The organism is Deltaproteobacteria bacterium (assembly GCA_016210005.1).
Taxonomy (GTDB): domain Bacteria; phylum Desulfobacterota; class Binatia; order HRBIN30; family JACQVA1; genus JACQVA1.
Window position 1 is genome coordinate 30,166 of sequence record JACQVA010000076.1, and the last position, 21,533, is coordinate 51,698.

The 21,533-nt window shown below is 65.9% G+C and carries 14 protein-coding genes; 5 read left to right on the forward strand and 9 right to left on the reverse strand.

Annotated features, from left to right (window positions below):
• Positions 1–187: 187 nt before the first annotated feature.
• The 6 genes from HY699_07860 to HY699_07885 all read right to left on the reverse strand — a co-directional run bounded on the left by HY699_07860 (position 188) and on the right by HY699_07885 (position 11,661).
• Positions 188–793: a TetR/AcrR family transcriptional regulator gene (locus HY699_07860; protein MBI4515715.1), complete on the reverse strand. Its 606-nt coding sequence runs from the start codon at positions 791–793 to the stop codon at positions 188–190.
• A 409-nt stretch (positions 794–1,202) separates the two neighbouring features.
• Positions 1,203–3,386 carry a GAF domain-containing protein gene (locus HY699_07865; protein MBI4515716.1) on the reverse strand — a complete coding sequence of 728 codons (2,184 nt, stop codon included), beginning with the start codon at positions 3,384–3,386 and terminating at the stop codon, positions 1,203–1,205.
• A 54-nt stretch (positions 3,387–3,440) separates the two neighbouring features.
• Positions 3,441–6,287, reverse strand: coding sequence for a molybdopterin-dependent oxidoreductase (locus tag HY699_07870; GenBank protein ID MBI4515717.1), 2,847 nt, complete (start codon positions 6,285–6,287; stop codon positions 3,441–3,443).
• 24 nt (positions 6,288–6,311) lie between these two features.
• Positions 6,312–7,532 carry an MFS transporter gene (locus tag HY699_07875; GenBank protein ID MBI4515718.1) on the reverse strand — a complete coding sequence of 407 codons (1,221 nt, stop codon included), beginning with the start codon at positions 7,530–7,532 and terminating at the stop codon, positions 6,312–6,314.
• A gap of 254 nt (positions 7,533–7,786) precedes the next feature.
• Positions 7,787–10,567: a molybdopterin-dependent oxidoreductase gene (locus HY699_07880; protein MBI4515719.1), complete on the reverse strand. Its 2,781-nt coding sequence runs from the start codon at positions 10,565–10,567 to the stop codon at positions 7,787–7,789.
• 74 nt (positions 10,568–10,641) lie between these two features.
• A complete protein-coding gene (locus HY699_07885; GenBank protein MBI4515720.1) occupies positions 10,642–11,661 on the reverse strand; it encodes a 4Fe-4S dicluster domain-containing protein in 1,020 nt (339 codons plus the stop codon).
• 672 nt (positions 11,662–12,333) lie between these two features.
• On the opposite strand from HY699_07885, the gene HY699_07890 reads away from it, so the two are divergent.
• Both HY699_07890 and HY699_07895 read left to right on the forward strand, forming a co-directional pair.
• Complete coding sequence (locus HY699_07890; GenBank protein MBI4515721.1) at positions 12,334–13,824, forward strand: caspase family protein; 1,491 nt, start codon at positions 12,334–12,336, stop codon at positions 13,822–13,824.
• Between the two features lie 15 nt (positions 13,825–13,839).
• A complete protein-coding gene (locus HY699_07895) occupies positions 13,840–14,064 on the forward strand; it encodes a hypothetical protein (protein MBI4515722.1) in 225 nt (74 codons plus the stop codon).
• A 53-nt stretch (positions 14,065–14,117) separates the two neighbouring features.
• Here the strand turns inward: HY699_07895 and HY699_07900 are convergent, their stop codons facing one another.
• Both HY699_07900 and HY699_07905 read right to left on the reverse strand, forming a co-directional pair.
• Positions 14,118–14,417, reverse strand: a complete 300-nt coding sequence (locus HY699_07900; GenBank protein ID MBI4515723.1) for a hypothetical protein — start codon at positions 14,415–14,417, stop codon at positions 14,118–14,120.
• Positions 14,418–14,427: 10 nt separating this feature from the next.
• Complete coding sequence (locus HY699_07905) at positions 14,428–16,404, reverse strand: cation:proton antiporter (protein MBI4515724.1); 1,977 nt, start codon at positions 16,402–16,404, stop codon at positions 14,428–14,430.
• A 128-nt stretch (positions 16,405–16,532) separates the two neighbouring features.
• On the opposite strand from HY699_07905, the gene HY699_07910 reads away from it, so the two are divergent.
• From HY699_07910 to HY699_07920, 3 genes are read left to right on the forward strand one after another with little or no spacing between them, the layout of a single operon-like run.
• A complete protein-coding gene (locus HY699_07910; GenBank protein MBI4515725.1) occupies positions 16,533–17,693 on the forward strand; it encodes a zinc-binding dehydrogenase in 1,161 nt (386 codons plus the stop codon).
• Positions 17,694–17,741: 48 nt separating this feature from the next.
• Entirely contained in the window at positions 17,742–17,972 is a 231-nt protein-coding gene (locus HY699_07915) for a zinc ribbon domain-containing protein (protein ID MBI4515726.1), read from the forward strand.
• A 45-nt stretch (positions 17,973–18,017) separates the two neighbouring features.
• Positions 18,018–19,052 (forward strand): alcohol dehydrogenase catalytic domain-containing protein, encoded by a 1,035-nt coding sequence (locus tag HY699_07920; GenBank protein MBI4515727.1) that lies wholly within the window; start codon positions 18,018–18,020, stop codon positions 19,050–19,052.
• A 1-nt stretch (position 19,053) separates the two neighbouring features.
• Here HY699_07920 and HY699_07925 read toward each other — a convergent pair whose 3' ends face one another.
• Entirely contained in the window at positions 19,054–21,444 is a 2,391-nt protein-coding gene (locus tag HY699_07925; protein ID MBI4515728.1) for a PAS domain S-box protein, read from the reverse strand.
• Between the last annotated feature and the right edge of the window lie 89 nt (positions 21,445–21,533).

The window sequence follows — 21,533 nt, forward strand, 5'->3', positions numbered from 1 at the left end:
TAAGACGCAATTAGCCTTGATCGGGCAGAATACGTTCACCACGAAGGGCACCACGACCACGAAGGACGGCAATGCGAGATCGGCGGATCGGTCTGGAGCCAATTTCATCAGCCATGGAATTACTTTGGTGTTCTCTCTTCGTGCTCTTCGCGAACTTCGTGGTGAGGATTTGTTTGTCTCATCAAGGTTAGGCAGCGCGCCGCCGGATTGCGGGCAGCAGCCAGCGCTTGAGAAAGGCGCGGATCTCCGACTCGGTACGCGGGCGTGGTCCCGGATCGGTGAGAAAGGACTGCAACAGTCGGAGGATCAACTCCGCGAGTTCGTCCACCTCTTTGGAAGTCAGCGGCGACCAATCTTCGTTCACCGCCCGCAGGGCGCCGTGACTCACCTCCAGAGTGACCACGGAGGACATGCTCCGGCCGCCACGCCCACCGTTGCGACCCTGGCTAAAGAGCGGACCGAGTCGCGGGTCGGCTGGAATTTCGCGCAACAGGAAGAGCATCGCTTCGATGATCCGCTCGCCGGGGTCCCGGCGACGGCGGGCGTGCCGTAGCATGCGCTCGACGATGCCGCCCGCCGTCAGCGCGAAGGCCGCCCGCAGCAGTTCATCGGTGCTGTCGAAGTAACGGTATACGGTCCGCCGGGTGACACCTGCCTCCGCCGCCACGTCAGCGATGCTCGTCTTCTCGAGGCCAAAACGCTCGAAGCAACGCCGGGCCGCATCCAGCAGTCGACTGCGTGCCTCGGTGTCGTTGGCAGGTGCCGGCAAGCCGGCCCAGGCAGGTGCACGCATCGTCTTCGATCACTCCAATGGTTCGCCCCTGGCCTTGGACTACGGACGCCGCCTTTCGCCCAAGGCAATGAGGATACACAGATACGAAGCGTGTATCTCCATGTCAAGCGAAATCTAGCGGGGAACAGGAGGAAGGAGGGAAGGTTCATACTCCCTCTTCATATGCCCGCCTTTCCTTGGGGTCGGCTTTCCGAACCGAGATCAATCGAACGTCGTCGCCGCGATAGGTGTAGGCGATGGCCATGAGAGAGATTTGATCGGAACAGCCTGGGACGCTAGCAGCCGCGGGGAAGTGACCGTCCGCTCCGCCGATGGCTCATGCGCGGCACCCGGGCCGCCTGGCGTCAACACCGACTTCGGTTCCCGGCCGGGAGTGCTGTGGTTCTCAGGCTTGCTTAACGCGATCCTTTCACAGTCTCGGCTCGCTACCGTGGCTTGGCACCGCCGCAATGTGCACGCAGAAAGTCGAACCGCGACCGGGCTCGCTGTCGACCTCGATGGTGCCGCCGAGGGCGTCGACCAAGCGGCGCACGATATAAAGGCCGAGCCCAACGCCGCCGTAACGATGAGCTATCGATCTGTCGGCCTGACGAAAGGCCTCGAAGATCACCGGCAGTGCCTCGGCCGCAATACCGATACCGGTATCGCTGACGGTAATGGCCACGCCGTTGCGCTGGGCACGCACATCGACGGTAACCGTACCGCGGTCGGTGAACTTGATCGCGTTGGTGACCAAATTCTTGACCACGACCTTGAGCTTGATGGGATCGGTGTGCACCAGCGGCAGGTCCGGATCCACGCGCCAGACCAGCTCAACCCCCGGCTTGTCCTCCGCCAGGCCCTCGGCTTCCAAGGCGCAAAAGAGCTCAGCTAGCGGCACGTCGCTCATGTCGAGCGGGAGCCGGCCGCTCTCGAGGCGGCTGAGGTCGAGCGTGGCATTGATCAGATCGAGCAGCTCCTGCGCGCTCTTGTGCACCCGGCGCACCACTTCTGTCTGCTCACCGCCGAGCTGCCCGAACTCGCCGTCGCCGAGCAGGTCGGTGTAGCCGATCATGACATTGAGCGGCGTGCGCAGCTCGTGCGACATGGTGGCGACGAATTCGGACTTGAGCTGATTTGCCCGCTCCAGCTCTTCCACCAACCGGGCGTTCTCCAAGGCCAGTGACGCCAGCTGTCCGATACCGCGGGCGATGCGCTCCTGTTGCGGGTTCATCGGCTCGCGCCGGCCGCGGTAGCCGGCGGTGTGTAGCCCGAGCAGTTCGTCCCCGCGCCGCAAGGCAACGTACAGGAGAGCGGTAATACCGTAGCGTAGCGGCAATGTCACCGCGGCCTCACCGGACGGCTGTGTCGCGCCGACGTTGACCATTCCCTCACGCTGTAGGCGATCGAGCAGACCGGCCAGCAGCGGCCGGGGCACCCGCAGCACGCGCAGGGCTTCCCATTGCTCCGGCTGGTCACCGTGGCCGGCGACCGGAACGAAGACGTCGGCATCGCGCTGCCAGAGATAGGTGTGACTGCAATCGCAGCCGAGCATCTCGGTGGTGAGCTGGCACAAACGGTCGAGCAGCCTGGGCGTGTCGAGCGACGAGATCAGCTCGTGGCCGACGCGCGCCAGCGCGCCCGAAACCACCGCCTCCTCGGTCTTGGCGCGGTAGAGCTGGGCCGACTCGATCGCCATCGCCAGCTGCCGTGCAATGCCCTCGCACAGCTCGAGCTGGGCGGCATCGAAAGGGCGGTCGACCATGCCGCCGCAACAGGCCAAGGCGCCGAAGACGTGGCCGCGTACCATCAGCGGCACCACCATCATGGCGGCGATGCGAAAGCTGCGAAACAGCTCGCCGACCACCGGGGCGAAGTGACAGGTGTCATTGACGACCACGCTCTGGCCGTTGGTGATGCGGCCGCCGAACAACCCGGTCGGCACGAACTCCAATGCCGCCGCCTCACCCAACAAGTCCGCCGGCACGCCGTAGTGCGAAAGGATTCGAAACGCTTCGCGGGCCTCATCCCAGTGGAAGGTAGCCACTCGCTCACAGGGAAGAACGGCGGCGACGCGGCGCTCGACACGCTCGAGCAGCTCGGCCAGATCCAACGTCCCGCTGATGTCGCGGGCGATCTCCAGCAACGCCGCCATGCGTTGCTCCGCCTGCTTGCGCTCGGTGATATCGACCATCATGCCGCGCAAAGCCTGGATCCGCCCGCCGGCGTCGCGCACCACCCGCACCCGGTCGCGTACCCACACCACGCGGCCGTCCGCACCCATCAGGCGGTAGGCCAGATTGTGGTTGCCACCTGCGGAAAGCACCGCCTCGTAAAATGCCGCGGCCTGCTCACGATCGTCCGGATGAGCATGGGGTGGCCAGAAATGCGGCTGCATCAGCCAGCGCTCGACCGGGTAGCCCAAGATGGCCTCAGCCCGGCGGCTGACGAAAGTGAGTCTGAAAGTGTCCAAACCGGTTCGGCCGATTGCGGCCATGATCGGGGTTGCTTCCCACAGGATCGCGTCGAGATCCTGTACCAGATCGTGAAACCGCTGTTCCGACTCCGCGATGACGGTGCGCAGATGGGCCACGTCGGTGCTGACCGGGCTCATAGAGTGTTGCTCGCCTTTCCGCGCGTGCCGTCGACCGCCACGCGAGCGTGCTGACTACACGTTGGCGCGCTCTATCTCAACCGGCACGCCACGGGGTACGTGCACCGGACCGCTGGCGAAGGCGCGGAAGCGCAGATGCCCGTAGTCGCCGACGAAGTGAACCGGCTTGTAGGGCGAGGCGACCACCTCCATGTTGCTCTGCCAGCCCGGAAACTGCAGCGGCTCCCAGGCGTGATAGATTATGGCTTCGCCCGGGGCGATCGCGGCCGACAGGCGTGCGCGCACGCGAAAAGAGCCCTGCTCGTTACGGACGGCGACGAACTCATGATCCCTGATGCCACGTGCCTGCGCATCCGCAATAGACATCCACATGGAGGGTTCGCCCCGTTGCAGGTGCAGCATCGTGCGCTCGGCGCGCCAGATCGCGTGAATGCTCCAACGGGTGTGGCCGCCGGTGAGAAAGATCGGATAAGCCCCGCCCGCTCCCGGCAGCGGCTTCCAGCGTGGCAACACTTCGTCGGCTTCGGCGAACCAGGGGTGATCAAGATAGAACTGCTGCCGCCCGGTGAGCGTGGGCCAGGCGTGCTTGTCTTCGACGTGAATGCGCGACGGGCTTAGGCTGCCTTGCGCTTCCACCTGGCTGCCGATGCCGTTGGTTGTACCCCAGGTACTGATCGCGCGCGCCTGCACGGCACCGACCTGACGCGCCTCTCGCCAAGTCATGCCGCGTGTCGGCGCGGAATCCTGCAAGATGCGATCGAGCACCTTCTCGTCGTCCTGCGCCCCGTACTGCCCGTTGTCGGTGAAACGATCGGCGATCGTTGCCAGCCCGTCTGTGAGGCCGCGCGCGCGGGCGCGTTCTTGCACCCGCTGCGCCAGGTGCGACATGATTTCCCACTCCGGCTTGGACTCGCCCAGTGGGTTCATCGCCTGATCGCCGACCACGATGTACGGCGCCAGTGCGACCGCGTACTTGATGCCGCGCTTTTCGTAGTAGCCCGCCGCCGGCAGCAGCAGGTCAGCCTTGGCGCCGGTGGTGGAGAGCCGCGTATCAACGGCGACTATCAACTTGAGCTTCGGCCACAGTACCCGTTCGATGACCTGGGGTAGCGGCCAGCGTCGCAGCGGGTTTACGCCCGAGGTCACCAGCACGCGCGGCGGGCGATCAGCCGCCGGGCGCACCGGCAGCCAGCCGCGCTCGACCGCCTCTTTGAAGTACACATGCCCGGCTCGCGGCAGCGTCGGGTCGGCCACGATCTTGTCTTGGGCCTCGCCCAGACCGCCGTGGACGTGCAAGAACAGGTGTGACGGCGTCCACGTCAGCTGGGTACGCGAGAACTCCGCGATGGCTTGCTCCATGGCTCGCGGCGGCGGGGTGTAGACCTTCAGCACCTGCCGTTGCAGCCAAGAAGGGCCCGAGCCGAGCAGTTGATCGCCGCCCTCGAACGGGATCCAAGCGGCGAAGCGCACTCCCGAGCCAGTGTGGCCGTGTTGACCGCGCAGGGCCGAGAGTAGGATCAGCGTTCGCTGCAAGAGATCCGCGTGGTAGAACTTGCACGAGCCCCAGGTGGCGTAGATGAGCGTACGCTTGGAGGTCGCCAGCAGCGCGGCCAGCTGTTCTTGAACTTGCGGCCCGACGCCGGTGACCTGCGTCACGTACGCGGGCGTGTACGACGCGACGCGCTCGCGCAGGCGATCGAGCACCGGGCGTACGCTCAGCGTTGCGCCCGGCGTTTGTGCCTCGAAGCGGCCCGTTAGCGCCGGCACCACCTCGCCGAGGGCAAGCGAGTCACTCCAGCATCCGGAGGTGCCGGGGGCCTCGACGATCTTTCCCGCGCTGGTATCGAAGACGTAGAAGACGTCCGGCTTGCCGCCGTCAGCCATGTCCGATTGGCGCAAGAAGCGGCCGTTGTCATCGCGTACCAGGAAGGGCAGGTCGGTTTGCTCGCGGATGTAGGCTTCGTCGATAGCGTTGCGTGCCAGCAGTGCGCGCACCAGCCCGAGGGCCAATGCAGTATCGCTGCCGAGGCGGGCATTCACCCACAGTGAGGCATGGATGGCACTGGGCGAGAGATCAGGACTGACGGTGACCACGGTGGTGCCGCGGTAGCGTGCTTCGGTGGCGAAGTGGGCGTCGGGAATCCGGGTCGAGACCGGGTTGCAGTGCCAGAAGATCAGGGTGTCGCTGCGGCACCAATCGTCGGAGCTGCCGTCGACGAAGGAAGTCCCCCACGTCTGGAGCGCACCCTTAGCGAGGTCACCGGTGCCGGCGAAGCCGTCGAGCATGGTGGCACCCATGAGCGTGAACAGGCGCATCTCGCCGATGGTGCTCGGGCCCCAGTCGACGTTCGAGGTACCGTTGTCGTAGACCACGGTCTCGATCCCGGCCTCCTGGGCCGCCTCGACGATGGCATCGGCGATGCGGCTGTAGGCTTCGTCCCAGGAGAGCCGCCGCCATTGCCCCGAGCCGCGCGGACCGACGCGCTCCAGCGGATAGGTCAGCCGCCCCGGTGAAAGCGCCAACGAGCTGTAGCAGTTGCCCTTTTGGCAGCCGCGCGGCGCGTAGTCCGGCAGCCCAGCGGCGTCGCGGCCATAGACGTCCGCTTGCTCCTCGCGCCAGACCACGCCGTCTTTGACGTAGAGATCGAAGGCGCAGGCGCTGAAGCAATTGGCGCGCAGATGCGTGCCCTTGACCACGCGGTCCCACCGCCAGGCGGTGCGGTAGACGTCCTCCCAGGCGGTGTAATCAGGCAGCGGTTGAGCGGCGTGCGCCACTCCCGTGGCCGGGGCTGAGCGTGGCGCGAGGTGATGCAGCGACAGGGCCAAGGCCGCGGCACCGCTGCCGACCAGCAGCTGGCGGCGGGTGAGTCCGCGGTCTCGAGCTGACGGGTCGTCTTGCATACCCCTGCGCCTCCTTGACTGGGGTTACGCCGCGCGCCGGATAGCAGCCGGCTGGCCGGTGGCCGGGCGCATGAACCATGCGATCACGGTGGCCAGCACCATGGCTGAGCCCCACACCAGCAGCGCGCCGCCATAACTGTGAGTGCGATCGAAGATGATGCCCGACGACACCGGCCCGACCGCCGAGGCCAGCATGGCCGCCAGCTGCATGATGCCGAAAAGCGTGCCGAAGCGTGCGCCCCCGAGAATGTCCAACGCGATGGCGGGGATCACCGCGATCTGGGTGCCGAACGCCAAGCCGTACAACACCACGAAAGCGAGCAGGATCGGCGTGGTGCCGGCGTGATGCAGCAGCGCCAACGCCGCCACCCAGGCGATAAACGCCAGCCGTACCGTGCGCAGTACGCCGACGCGGTCGGCGATGAACCCGCCGGCTACCTTGCCGATGGCGGAGATACCGATGGTGCCACCGAGGGCGGCGGCGGCGAGGGTGCCCGAGTGACCGAGTCCGGTCAGGTAGGGCACCAAGTGCACCGAGACGCTGAAACCTGCCAGGCCCGGCAGGATCATGATGCCGGCGAGCGCGGGCACGCCGGGGCGGCGCAGATCAGCGCCCAGGCTCGCTTGCGGCCCGGCGCTCGAAGCGTGCCGCGGCAAGCGTCCGCGCGGCAGGGTGAAGAGCAGGAACGGCACCGGTGTCAGAACCACCGCGCTGCCCAACACCGCGTAGGCCCCACGCCAGCCGAAGGCCTCGGCCGCCGCCTGTACCGCCGGGGCCAGCACCAGCGCGCCGATGCTGGCGCCGGAGCCGATGATACCGAGAGCCAGGGCCGTGCGATCCGGCACCCGCAACGTCACCGCGACCGTGATCGGCAACATGGCGGTGCCGGCAAAGCCTGGGCCGAGCAGCACGTTGGCAGCGACGAAGTGCCAGGGCTCGGTCATGCCGAGCAGGATGACGAAGCCGGCGGCGAGGAAGAGCACGCCGGCCAGCATCGGGACGCGCACGCCGTAGCGATCGACCGCCATCCCGACCGCCGGTGTGCTCAACGCCGCGCAGGCAGCGCCCACGCTTACCCCCAGGGACAAGCCCGAGCGCGGCCAGCCGGTGGCCTGCGTGATGGCGTTGATAAACACGCTCACCGTATCGATCCCGCCGCCCACGAGAACGAACGAAATCACGAACCCCGCCACCACCAGTGGCAACGCCGGCCGCAGTCCATCGGACTGAGCATCTGCGCTCATGTCGTCCTCACCCGACAGGGCCAAGTGCCAAAGCCACCGACATCTCGCGCAGTGCCGACCACTAGCCCCGCCTGTTCTCGCCGGGCACCGACGTCGCGAGAGACGAACCCTTCGAACTCATCACTCTCGATGTACTCGAAAACCCGGACGGTTTGAAAGCGCAATCGGCGGTGCCGGTTCATGGCTGGGCGCAACCTGTTGGCCGCAAATGAGTGGGAGCGCACCGTCGGTGCACCCCCACCCTTGCAGATGGCCTACGCCTTGCGCACGTCGACGTGGACGGCGCGGTCGATCGGAATCGGTTGCCAGTGGATGCCGCGGTACTGCAAGTGGCCGTAGCCGCCGGCGAAGTGCAGCCACTTGACCATGCCGGGCTCGATGTTCTCCGGCCCCTTCCACTGCTTGAACTGGAATGGCTCGTAGCCGTTGTAGACCACCACCTGTCCGGGCTTGGTGCCGGGCGACAGGCGCACGCGGATACGCATTTCGGCCAGATCGTTGACCATGACCGCCTCGTCGTCGTTGTTCAGCCCGCGCGCCTTCATGTCGTCGGGGTTCATGTACATGACCGGGTAGCCGCGATGGGTGCCGAGCATGATGCTGCTGGTGTGGTTCATCGAGTGGATGCTCCAGCGCGGGTGTCCGCTGGTGAGGCGCAGGGGGTGCTCGCCGCCGTGGTGGGGGTTGTCCTTGTGCACCGGCAGCTCTTCGCCGGCTTCGAGATACCACTCGTGATCGATGTAGAACGAGGCGCGGCGGTTGAGCGTGGGATAGGGCTTGAGCTGCTCGATGTGGTTGCGGAACGGGGTGTGGGTCTTGTTGGGCTCGATCGGCGACTGCTGGCAGACCATCATCGCCGAGTTGCCCCAGCCGACCGCGCGCACCGCGCCGTGCTTGCGCATCGAGTCGAGGGTGGTGTCGGCCGGGATGGTGCCGAGCAGGGCGCTGTCGCGGAAGATCTCGTCGATCAGGCGGTCGTCATCGGCCAGGTCGCCGCCCTTGGTGATCCAGTTCCACAGGTTGTGCACCGGCACCGGCTCGCCGTTCTTGCGGTTCCATCCCGGCAGGCCGCGCTCCTTGGAGCGGGTTTCGAGGGCTTTGGCGACGCCCTGGATGATCTGCCACTCACTCTTGGCTTCGCCCTGGGGCTCGGCGGCCTTTTCGATCAGCAGCACGTGCAGGTGCATCGGGCTGGAGTAGGGCTGGTTGGTCTTCTCGTAGTGTTGCGCGGCGGGCAGGATGTAATCGGCCCACAGCCCGGTGGTGTTGATGCGCCAGTCCACCGACACGATCATCTTCAGCTTCGGCCACAAGTGCTCCAGCAACTGGCGCGCGCCGCCGCGCTGGCGGCGCAGTAAGTTGCCGCCGACCTCGACCAGGAAGCGCGGCTCGGCGTTGCGGGTGTGCCCGTCCATCGGCGCCCACCAGCCCTTCTCCATCGCTTCGTTGAAGTACTCATCGAAGGTGCGCTTCATGCCGGGGTCGCCGTAGCCCTTGCGGTTCCAGATCTCGCGGTAGCCGCAGTGATGGTACCAAAAGAGCGCCGGCGGGGTGAAGAAGCCCATCATCTGCGTCATCTGGCGCTCGACTTCGTACTTGGCGATCTCGTCGGTGACAGTAGGGTCGGCCTCCATCATCATCTTGACCATGGCGTCGGCCATACCGCGGGTAGCCAGGGTCATCTCCGGGCCGGCCTGGCTCTTGAGCAGCACGGTAAACATGCCGTCGTTGAGGCCGACGGCCCAGCTGCGGGCGCCGGTGCCGTGCTTGCCCCAGTTACCGGTGAGCCCGAGGATGAGCATCATCGAGCGCTCCATCAGGTCGCCGTGGTAGTACTTGCCCGAGTTCCAGCCCATCATGATGCGGGTGCGCCGCTTGGCGATCTTGCGCGCAAGTTTGCGGGTGGTGTCGGGGTGGATGCCGGTTAGGGCTTGGACCTTCTCGGGGGTGTATTGCGCGTTGAGCAGGTCGCGCAGCAACTCGAATACCGGGCGCACTTCCACGCTGGTGCCGTCGGCGAGCTTTACGCTCAGGCGGCCTTCGAGCGCGGGGTCAGCGGTGCCGGGATCGAGTGTGCCGCGGGGGGCTTCGACCATACTGCCGGTCTTGGCATCGAGCCAGTAGAATTGCTCGTTGCTGCCGCCGGCGGCGAGATCGGCGGCGCGCAGAAAGCGCTTGGTGTCGGTGCGCACCAACAGCGGCAGATCGGTCTGCCGCTTGACGAAATCGTAGTCCACCAAGCGCTCTTCGATCACCACCTGCGACATGGCGTTGGCGAAGGCCGAGTCGGTGCCGATCTCGATCGGAACGTGAATGTCGGCGTGCACGGCCGAGGGGCTGAAGTCGGGGGCGATGGTGACGACCTCGCCGCCGTTGTAACGGGCCTCCTGCATGAAGTGGTACCAGGTCATGTTGGTGTAGACCGGGTTGGCGTGCCAGATCAGCACCAGCTCGGTCTTGAAGAAGTCATCGGCGCCGGGCGCGGGGTCGAACTTGCCGAAGGTGGTGTAGATGCCGGGGCTGAAGTCGTTGATCTCGGCCTGCAGGTCAGTCATCTGGAAGCCGAGCTGGGCCGAGAAGTTGTTCCACAGAATCTGCTGCGTGCCGCCCTCGCCGGGGGTGCCGATGTGGTAGCACGACTGCGGCCCCTGCTCCTGGATGGCATCGAGCATGGCGTCGGCGATCTCGGTGAAGGCGGTCTGCCACGAGACCCGCTGCCACTTGCCCTCGCCGCGCTTGCCGGCGCGCTTCATCGGGTAGAGCACGCGCTCTTCGTTGTAATGTTGCTGACTCCAGGCGGCGCCCTTCTGGCAGCCCATCGGGTTCATGTCGGGCACGCCCGGCTCGATGGTCGGGAAGATCCCGGCTTGCTCCTCGCGCACGATCTTGCCGTCCTTGGAGTACACCCGCCACGGACAGCCGCCCGGATAGCAGTCCACGGCGTGGCAGCCCCAAGTGACTTTGTCCCACTTCCAGGCGTTGCGGTACTTCTCTTCCGAGGCCTGGTGCTGGTTGCTGGCTGGTTTGGTCGACATCGCAGTGCTCCTTCTCAACGGTCCCTTCTCCTGCGGGCAGAAGGGCGGGGGAAATCGAGTTACTTCTATCTCCACTACCAGGTGATGGTGGCGGGATCGCGATCGAACGGTCCGAGCAGCTCGGCCCACTTGTAGACGATCAGCGTATCTATCAGCTCGGAGGCTTCGCCGCGGCGGCGCTTGCCCATCTCGGCTTCGAGCGTGCGCAGCGCCCCGCCCACCGCCGGGCCGAAGAGCGATTCGAGGTATGACAACGGCAGGCGGCGGTGCGACTCGTCGATGGTGCCGTCGGGCCGGACCGCGAACGCCGAGATCGGCGGCACGTAGAACACGTTGGCCTGCGTGTTCCACTCCGGATGCAGCGGCAGGGCCACTTTGTAGCGGTCAACCAGCTTGTGGATCGCACCCTGGGTATCGTCGCGGTAGCCGACGAACATGGCGCGGCCGGGGCACTGACGCACGCAGGCGGGGGCGACGCCGTGCTCCAAGCGCGGGAAGCAGCCGATGCAGTGCTGGCTGATGTTGCGCACCGAGTCGAAATAGATCTTCTTGTACGGACAGGCTTCCGCGCACTTCTGGGTGCCCTTGCAGAGCTCGTCGTCGCGCAGCACCAGGCCCAAGTCCTCGCGCTTGTACATCGCCCCGGTGGGGCAGGCTTCGACGCAACTCGGCTTGGTGCAGTGGTTGCAGATGCGCGGCATGTAGAAGAAGTAGGCGTTGGGATAGCTACCCGCGCCTTCGTCTTCGTCCCAGTTCATTGCCCAGCTCGGCTCACCGTTCTTTGGCTGAAGATGCACCCCGCCGCCGTTGCGGTTGCTCGACTGATGCACGGCGGCCCAATTGAAGTCCGAAGCCCCGCCGAACTCTTCCTGGCTGGGCAGCTTTCCCAGTACCAGCTTGCCCTTGGCGTCGTAGCCGCCGCCCATGCTCTCGTAATCGCGGGGGGTACCGCGCCCGGGCTGGGTATTCACCGAGCACCACCACATGTCCCGTTTACCTTCTTCGTTGGTCCACAGGACCTTGCAGGCGACTGAGCAGGTCTGGCAGCCGATGCACTTGTTGAGGTCGAAGACCATCGCGATCTGTTTGCCCATGCACTGTTCCTCCCGGGGATGTCCGCCAATAGGCGGGAGCGTCCAACCTTCCTACCGTCCGGTAGGTTGTCTGCGGAGGGCGTCGCTCATGGAGCGGCATGACAAAGCTCAGCATTTCATACCGGCCAGTGTCGCCCTGCCAGGCGCGAGGGCGCCCAGGCGCACGAAGTTGTAGTGATCCGAGGCGGCCACCCTCCTCCGCCAAGACGCGCGTTGGATGTGAAGTTGGCGGCGGGGCCGAGCCCGCGGCGACCGGCGGGCCTACCGGGCCACGACCTAGACTAGCTCCAAGCCGTAAGCGGTGAAATCCAAACACACCACCACGTGTGCGGGCTAGATGGACCGGCGCTCGTCAACAAGCTTCGATTGACACAGGCACGCCGTGTGGGGCAGATGACTACTGTGCGCCGCGGCTGGATTGTGAGCCTTGTGCTCTTGTGTATGGCGGCCGCCACGTTCGCCGCCGGCGCTGCGCACGGTGAATCGGGGGCGCTACCTCCGTCAAAACTTCGCACCGGCGAATCATCGCAAGAGGCGGCGCCGAGCGACTCGGGGGTACTACCTCCGTCGAAACTTCGCCCGTTCGAGCCGGCGCCGCGAACGGGCAGGACATCTCAGACGACCGGGCCGATTGTAACCTACTTCGGTGCGGCCCGTGCTGACGGAAGCTTGATGGCTCCAGCCTCGGTCGACAACGCCATTCCCGCCTACTTGAGCCGGGCTGGCTCCGGATTCATGCTCGTGGTGGAGGCAAAGCCGGGCGCTAGCGGGCGGCCGGTGGGCCGCGTCGTTTCTGCACACGATTCCACCGATCCATCGATTCGGCCGGACCTGGAGATCATCACTAGCCAGGCTCTGGGCGATGGCAGTGCAACCGTATGCGACAGGAAGGCGCCGGCGATTGGCGGTGTTCCGGCGACGGTGCCAGCGAGCTTCGCTAGCACCCAACGGATTAGCGACACGATCAGCGACCTTGCTTGCCGTTTCGAAGTATTCGTCGACTCGGCCGCTGCCTGCACGACGACCAGCAAGGGCGAGTTTTCGTTCGTGGACAAGGGCTCTACCGCGCAATTCTGCATGGTTGTGGCGCGTGCCTGGGGCTTCCCGCTCGGAGACACACTACTCACAGTTCGCGTTCGCGATGTCGACGGCAACTCGGGACCGAGCAAGCAGTTGCGAATTCGCGTCCCCTCCGCCGCCGACGCGCAAATGGCCGAGCCGCGTCTAGACCAGCCGGCCCCTGGCAAAGCGGAGGTAAACGCCGTGCCGCAGACGGCCCACAGCGGATCGACGACAAGTGGATCGGTGACCAAACCCGCGGTCTTGCCTGCGCCGACAACCCTTCCGTCCGAACCAGTTGCTGCGGCTCGATCGAGCGGACAACGCCCCGCAGGCCCGGAGGTCCCGGTGCTGACCGCGGCGCAGCGAGCCCTTACCGATAGTGACCTTGCGGTCGTCGTTGGCATCGAGAAGTACCAAGACCTGCCCGCGTCCGACTACTCCGGTGCCGACGCAGGCTTGGTGAAGCAGTACTTCGTCGCCCTGGGCGTGCCCGAGCGCAACATCGAACTCCTGCTCAACGAGCGCGCTACCCAATCCGGCATCAGAAAGATCGTGGAGTCATGGCTCCCCAACCGCGTCAAGGCTGGCAGTCGCGTGTTCTTCTACTACTCCGGCCATGGAGCGCCAGATCCGGCGAGCGGCAACGCTTATCTGGTACCGTACGACGGCGATCCCAACTACCTCGCGACAACTGGCTACGCGATCCAGACGCTCTACGACAAACTGGGCGCGTTGCCGGCCACGGAGGTAGCCGTGGTGCTCGACGCCTGCTTCTCCGGCACCGGTGGACGCAGCGTGCTCGCCAAGGGGGCGCGCCCGCTGGTTATGGTCGCCGAAACACGGAGCGTAGCACCCAACTTAGCGGTGCTGGGCGCTACGACCGCGGCGCAGATCAGCACGTCCTCAGCGGAAATCGGCCACGGCATACTTACGTACTATTTTCTGAAGGCGATCAACGACGGCAAGAGGGACCTCGCCGAGATCTACACCGCCATCACGCCGGAGGTCGAGGACGCCGCCAAGCTGCTGAACGTGAGGCAGACGCCCAGTCTGCTGCCCGACGTCTCCGAGCTGCGCGGCCGATTCCGTTTCCGCAATTGAGGAGGAGCCAGGGCCGTGGGAACGAACAGGCGTTGTGTCTTTGGCCTCGAAGAGCGGGTTCCCGCCGATGCAATGATATATGCGGATCAACGTCTCAACCCGCTCGGATTCAAAGAAGGCATGTTCGGGGTCTTCGATGCGAAGGGAACGGGAACGATCTCCGATCTTACCAAGCGTCTCACTCAGCTGGAGCCGACCGACTGGACGCAGCAGATGGTGACGTACGTGCTCAGTAAGTAGGGCACCGTCCGCCAATGCACGCTCCGAGTCGGCCCCAAACTGAGCAGTCCGACTTAGTGCCGTACGGCCCGAACATCGAAATAGAGGGTGTACTCCCGCTCGCACTTGCCGCACTCGAGATGAACGATCCGCAGGGCCTGGCGTGAGCCTTCGCCGCGCGCAAACAAGCGTGTGCCGCAACGGCAGCGGGCGGTGCGCACGACCGCGTCGATCTCGCCGTAGTCGGAGACGGTGATGGCGCTGCTCTCGCTACGGCCGGGGCGAGTGGCATCGAGCCGCAGGCCCTGCCATTTGCGCCAGCCCACGGCCAGGGCCGCAATCAGCGCTACTAGTCCGAGCAGAGAGCCGATCACAGCGCAGCCTTCAGCCCTCCGCCGGTGCCGGCGGCTGCAGGATAGCCATGGCGCGATCCAGCTCGGTGTGATCGCCGAGCAGCACCAGAATGTCTTCGGCTTCGATGCAGAAGTCCGCCGGCGGATTGGTTATCGGCCTGCCGTTACGAACGGCGGCGATGATGGTGACACCGGCGGCGTGGCGCAGCCCCAACTCGCGCACAGTCTTGCCCGCGGCGATGCTGGCGGCGTCGACGAGATAGGTTTCGGTGAGCGTTGCCGCCAATAGGTGCTGGATGTCGTGCAGGCTCTGGCGCGGCAGGCTGAGGCCGCGCAGCATGCCGTAACGCTCGCCGCGGATGATGTCGACTTGCACGTTGATGACGTTGCGCGGAATACGCAATCGCCGCAACACGCGAGCGAAAATCTCGACCGAGGTCTCGAACTCCTCGGGAATTACCTCGGTTGCGCCGAGGCGGTAGAGGGCATCGATTTCCGCCACCGCGCGGGTGCGCACGATCACGGTGGCCTGAGCGTTGAGCTGGCGCACGACCGCGACAATGCGACGGGTGGCGGCGGCATCCGAGATCGCGATCACCACCACCTGCGCGCGTTCGACGTGCACACTGCGCAACACCGGCGCCCGCGTGGCGTCGCCGAACAGCACCGGTTCGCCGGCCCGGCGCGCGCTGGCGGCAGCGTCGGGATTGAGTTCGAGAATGCGGTAGAGCAGCCCGGTTTCGCGCAACACCCGCGCCAGGTTGCGCCCGTTGAGGCCATAGCCGACGATTACCACGTGGCCCTGCAACGCCGGCTCCGGTGGCACGGTCGGGCGCCGATCGGCACCGCGTTGGAAGAAAGAGGCGAGCGCCGGCGCCAGCTGCAGCAGTAATGGCGTGAGCGCCATCGTCAGCACCGTGACCGCCAGGAACAACTCGTAGCGCAGGCCAGCGAGCAGGTGAAAGGAGTCGGCGGTACGCGCCAGCACGAACGACAGCTCGCCCATCTGCCCCAGAGCCGCGGCCACCAGCGCTGCCACCCGCACCGAGCGGGTGGCGTAGACCACCAAGGTGCCGATGATCAGCCCTTTGAGACCGATCAGAGCGAGTGCCAAGCCGGCGAGCGCCGCCGCGTGTTGTACCACCACGCTGACGTGCAGCAGCATGCCGACCGAGGTGAAGAAGATGCTGTTGAAGGTGTCGCGAAACGGCAGGATCTCCGCCACCGCCTGGTGGCTGTACTCCGACTCGGAGATCACCAGGCCGGCCAGGAGCGCGCCAAAGGCGAGCGACAGCCCGAACTGTGCCGCCAGCCAAGCCGTTCCCAAGCAGAACAGCACCACCGCCGCCGTTAGCAGCTCGCGGATACCCAGGCGCACGACCCCCGCCAGCAGCCGCGGCAACAGCAGCCGGGCGGCAAACACGACGACGGCGATGACGACGACGGCCTTGGCAATTGCCAGCGCAATCTCCACCAACGTGACCGATGCCGGCGCCCCCAACACCGGCACGAGCAACATCATCGGCACCAGACAGAGGTCCTGAATCACGGCAATGCCGGCGGCCAGCCGCCCGTGCAGGCTGTTCAGCTCGCCGCGGTCGGCGAGCAGCTTGAGCGCCACCGCCGTGCTGGAGTGCACCACCAAGAAGCCGATGAACACGGCCTCGGACAGCGGCACGCCGGCAGCCGCGGCCAGGCCCGCCGCCGCTGCCAGGGTGATCAGCACTTGCAGGCCGCCACACAACAGTACGGTTCGGCCAAGTTTGGTGAATTCTTCGAGCGACAGCTCGAGGCCGACGACGAAGAGCAGTAGCACCACCCCCAGCTCGGCCAGCCGTTCGACCTCCGCGGCGCGAGGAATCAGCGCTAGACCGTGCGGACCGATCACGACGCCGGCAATCAAGAAGCCGACGATGGTGGGCAGATTGAGGCGATGGAAGATGAAGACGATGGGAATCGCCGCGGCAAACAACACCAGCAGGTCGCGCAGCAACGGCGCATCGGCCATAGCGCCACCTCTTAGCTGATTCAGCCGGCCTTGTGCGAGCCCGTTGGTAGACCGCTCGGTTGACCCGTCGCCGCCCCCAGACTAAAGAACGGCTCGCCGATCAGGTTGCCAACACAGCCGAGGAGACCATGCCCCGAGCATACTCGATTACAGCCGAAGCCATCGCGGAGGAGCGCCGCCGCGTCAACAACGACTTGTCGCAGTTCGACGTCGCACGCGTCATTCGCCTTGACGAGTTGACGCTGCGGCCACTGGGCCGGCGCGACGTGCGGCTGCGCATCTTGGCGGTATCGGCCGAGCACAACGTCGACCACGCCGCGCTGGCGGATACCGTCAACATCACCGAGCTGCGCGGCGGCAAGATCTACCCGGGCAACAGCGCGGTCGGCGAAGTCGTTGCCGCTGGCAGCGATGTCACCCGCTTCAAGGCCGGCGACGTCGTCGTTACCCACTGCAACGGCGAGCCCGACATCTACGGGTATCCCTTGCGCATCTGGGCTTACGACCAGCCCGACTCGATCGGCTGGTACGGTGAGGAGGCGGTGGTGGGCGACTGGCAGATTCTGCCGGCGCCGCTGAAATGCGGGCTCAATCTGTGGGAGATCGCCGCGCTGCCGTTGCGGGCGCCGACGGCGTATCATCTCTGGCGCCGGGCGCACGAGATCTTTCGCATCAAAGTACCGCGCGAGAAGTTGGCGCGGCTCAACGTGATGGGGTTCGGCGGTGGAGTTTCGGAGCTGTTTCTCATGCTCGCCCGCGCCGAAGGGCACCGGGCTTTCTTCTGCTCGGGCAGCAGCGCCCGGCGCGCGCATCTGCAGCAACTCGGCATCGAGCCCATCGATCAGGGCGCGTTCCATCGTTTCGCCGCTGCCGATGACATCAAGGCGTTCAGCAAGGAGATCAAGCGACTCACCGGTAGTGAGGGGATGCACGTCGTCTGCGATATGCTGCGTGGACCGGTGTTCGCGGCCGGGCTGGCGGCAATGGCGCGCCAGGGGGTGAACGTCAGCGCCGGCTGGCAGCTCGACAAGCGCATCAGTTATGACTCGGCCGGATTGTCGGTGCGCCAGATCACGTTGGATCACACGCACTACGAGACCATCGACGGTTGCAATGCCGCCACCGCCTTGTACGGCAGCGTTTTCCGCCCGACCGTGCACGGCGAGGTCTATGCCTTCGAGGACCTGCCGCGTTGCATGCACGAGATGCAGCGCAACGTGCAGACCGGCATTCCGATCGTGCGGGTGGCGCGCGAGATGCCGGCGGCGGTGGCAACCCTGATACCTTAAGCGCCGGCCGCGTTGACTCATGCTGCCGGCTCTGCTTTCTGTGTCGCCATGCCGATCTACGAGTACCTCTGTGCTGACTGCAAGCGGCCGTTCGAAGAACTGGTGTTTTCGACCACGGCCAAAGTGAAGTGCCCGATGTGTCAAGGCCGCCGCGTTGAGCGCCAGATGTCGGTGTTCGCCTCGCGCGCCGGCGATAGCAGCTCCGGGCCCGCGCCGGTCGCCGGCGGCAACGGCGGGGGCGGCGGCGGTTGTTGCGGCGGCGGCTGTGGCTGCCGCTGAAGCCCGTGCTGGCCGCCACCACCGATTGAGCGCTGACACCTCTTCATGAAAGCGGCGTACGCCACCGGCCCGGGGCAGCTCGAACTGCGGGAAGTACCGCGGCCGGCACCCGGCACCGGCGAAGTCATCGTCCGGGTGCGCAACTGCGGCATTTGCGGCAGCGACTTGCATTGGTTCCACGGCGGCTTTCCGCCACCTTACGTGTGCCCAGGACACGAGATTAGTGGCGAAGTGCTCGAGCTGGGCACGGGCGTGCAACGGCTCCGCCCCGGCGACCGCGTGGTGGTCGAGCCGCTGATCGCCTGCCGTGAGTGCAGCTATTGCCGTACCGGTGACTATCAGCTGTGCAAGGAGCTGCGTTTGCTCGGCACTTCGGCCGAGGGCGGCTTTGCCGAGTTTTTGCGCATGCCGGAGTACGCTCTGTTTGCGCTGCCGGCCGAATTGGATTGGGAAGTGGGCGCGCTGGCCGAGCCGCTGGCGGTGTGCGTGCACGCGGTGCGGGTGGCCAACGTGCGCTTGGGTGATCGGGTGTTGGTGCTGGGGGCCGGCACCATCGGCCTGCTGGCCGTCGTGGCGGCGCGCGCGGCGGGCGCCGGCGAGGTGGTCATAACGGCGCGTTACCCGCACCAGCAAGCCGCCGCGCGCGCGCTCGGGGCAAAGGTATTTGACACCACCAGTGGTGGCACTGCGGCTCTCGGGGCCTATGCGCAGGAGAACGCCCTCGACGTGGTCATCGAGACCGTCGGCGGCAGCGCCGATACGCTCAACGAGGCGGTGCAGTTGGTGCGGCCGGGCGGCATGGTCTCGGTGCTCGGCGTCTTCAGCGGGCCGGTGGCGTGCAGTGGCCTGCTGCTGCTGTTGAAGGAAGTGCGCATTGTCGGCTCGCTCACCTACGGGCGCTGCGGCACCCGTGCCGACTTCGAGATCGCGCTCGACCTGCTCAGCGCCCAGCGCGATCGGCTGCGGGCGCTGATTACACACCGGGTTGCGCTTGCCGACATCGCCGCCGGTTTCACCGCCGCCGCCGACAAGAAGTCCGGCGCAATCAAAGTGACCGTAACCCCTGAGGCAACGACCTAGCCTAGTCCTGGCCTTCCAGCGGTAGGCAGAAGCTCACGGTGGTGCCGCGCCCCGGCCCGCCCTGAATGCTCACCCGGCCGCCGAGCAGATGGGCACGCTCGCGGATGCCGAGCAAGCCGAGCGAGGTCGGCGCCGACAACTCGGTGGCGGTTACACCGCGACCGTTGTCGGCAACTTCGAGTTGGACGCAGTCATCTTCTTGTGTCAACGCGACGCCCACCCGGGTGGCGTTGGCGTGGCGCAGCACATTGGTCAAAGCCTCTTGCAAGACGCGAAATAGCGCGGTGGCACGCGCCGGCTCGAGGGTGATCGGCTCGATCGGGGCGGAGAAGGTGCAGTGAATACCGGTGCGGCTCTCGAATTCACGCGCCTGCCACTCGAGCGCGGGTGTGAGGCCGAGGTCGTCGAGCAAACTCGGACGCAGCTCGGTGCAAAGACCCTGCACCGACGCGATCATCGAGTCCGCCAGCCCCGACATAGCCGCCAGCTTCTGGCGCAGGAACAGCGGCAGCTCACAGGTGCCCGCCAGTTGCTGCGGCAGCACGTCGAGCTCCAACTTGAGTGCGGTCAGCACCTGGCCCAGTTGGTCGTGCAGTTCGCGGGCAATGCGCGTGCCTTCATCCTCGCGGATGGTTTGCAGCCGGGCAGAGAGGGCGCGGAACTGCTCTTTCGAGCGCGCCAGCTGTTCCTCGGCGCGCGTGCGCTCGGTGATATCGCGGGCGTTGATCACCACGCCAGCGACGGCGCGGTCGCCCAAGAGATTCTTGCCGATCACCTCGACCACGCGCCAGGAGCGGTCCTTGTGGCGCAAGCGCAGCATCCGCGAGACCTGCGCACCGAGGTTCGGCAGCTGCTGCAAAAACAGTTGCGAGATCTCAGCCAGCTCGTCGGGGTGCGTCAGATTGAAGGCGTTGGTGTTGAGCAACTCGGCCGGCGTGTAGCCGAGCACGCGTTCAATCGACGGGCTGACGTAGGTCAGCATCCCGCTCACATCCAAGATCACGATCAGGTCGAGCGCGTTTTCGGTCAGCGAGCGGAAGTGTTCCTCGCTGTAGCGCAGGGCATCTTCGGCCCGCTTACGTTCCATGAACTGACCGAGCTGGCGGCCGATGGTGGCAAACATCTCAAGCAGCCCCGGGTCCGGTGTCGAGGGCTGGCAGCTGTAGAACGCCAGCACGGCCGAGACCTCACCGCCGATCTGGATGGGCAGCGCGAGCGCTGCCCGCAACCCTTCGCGCGCCGCGATCACGGCCCGGACGAAGCCGGGGTGCTCCGTCATGTCGGCGACCCACAGCGCTTCACCCATGGCCCAGCTAGAGCCGACGAGCCCGAGGTGCGGTGGCACCAGGGTGTCATGCCCGAAGGCGGTGAACTCGGGAAATGCCTGCTCCGAACGCTGCCAGCAGGCCAGCCGGCGCAGCGCGTTAGCGTCGGGATCGGCGCCCCACAGCTCCGCCGAGTCATAGCCGAGATGCTGGCAAATCACCGCAAGGACGCGCGGTGCAGCCTCGGCCACGCTGGACGACTGCGCCAGGATCTCGGTGGCGGTGTGCTGTAGGGCCAGCCGTTGCTGCGCCCGCTTTCGGTCGGTGATGTCGCGAGCAATGGCCATGAATCCGCTAGGGGCACCGGCGCGATCGTGCAACAGCGAGGCGGTCAGCTCGATTGGCACACGCTTACCGTCGAGCCGGACCAGTACGTACTCGTGGCTCCTGACGTCGCCTTGCGTCATGGCCAAGACGGCATTCGCCCGGGCCGCCGCCACCGACTCCTCGGCCAGCAGGCTGACGGCATTGCGCCCGCTGAGCTGGCTCAGATCGGTAGCACCGCTCAAGTCGAGGGCCGCTTGGTTGGCAAAAACGATCGCCAGGGTCAGGTCGGTGACAACGATGCCGTCATGCGCAGCATTGACCAAGGAGCGGAAACGTTGCTCGGAGAGCGTCAGAGCCTCTTCGGCTTGCTTACGTTCGGTTATGTCCTGCGCGGCGCCGTAGACGCGCACGACCCTCCGGCGTGCCACGTCCCACACCGGCCGAACGTAGTTGCGCACCCAGCGGCATTCGCCGCTCTTGGTGACCAGTCTAAACTCGGCGACGTCAGTGGCGCCGTCTCGAATACGTGCAGCGTGGGCGCGCGCGACAGGCCAGTCCTCGGCGTAGATCAGGCTCTGCCAACCGCCGCGGGCTTGTACCTCGGCGATGCTGTAGCCGATGGTGCGGTGGAAAGCGGCGCTCACCCACTCGGGAATCAAATGGTCTCCGCCGTCGTGCACGAAGGTGTATGCATAATCGGAGATCAGCTCCGAGATAACGCGATAGCGCGCTTCCGATCGCGGCAGCGTTTCATCGGCGGCCGCGGTCAGCCTACCGCGCCAGTGGGAAGTTCGCGCCATGGCCAAACCTTCAGCCGATTGTAGATTGTCCGCTGGGCGAATTTCAAAGGCAGCGGCGCTTTCATTTTGGCGGCGGCCTCAATAAAAAG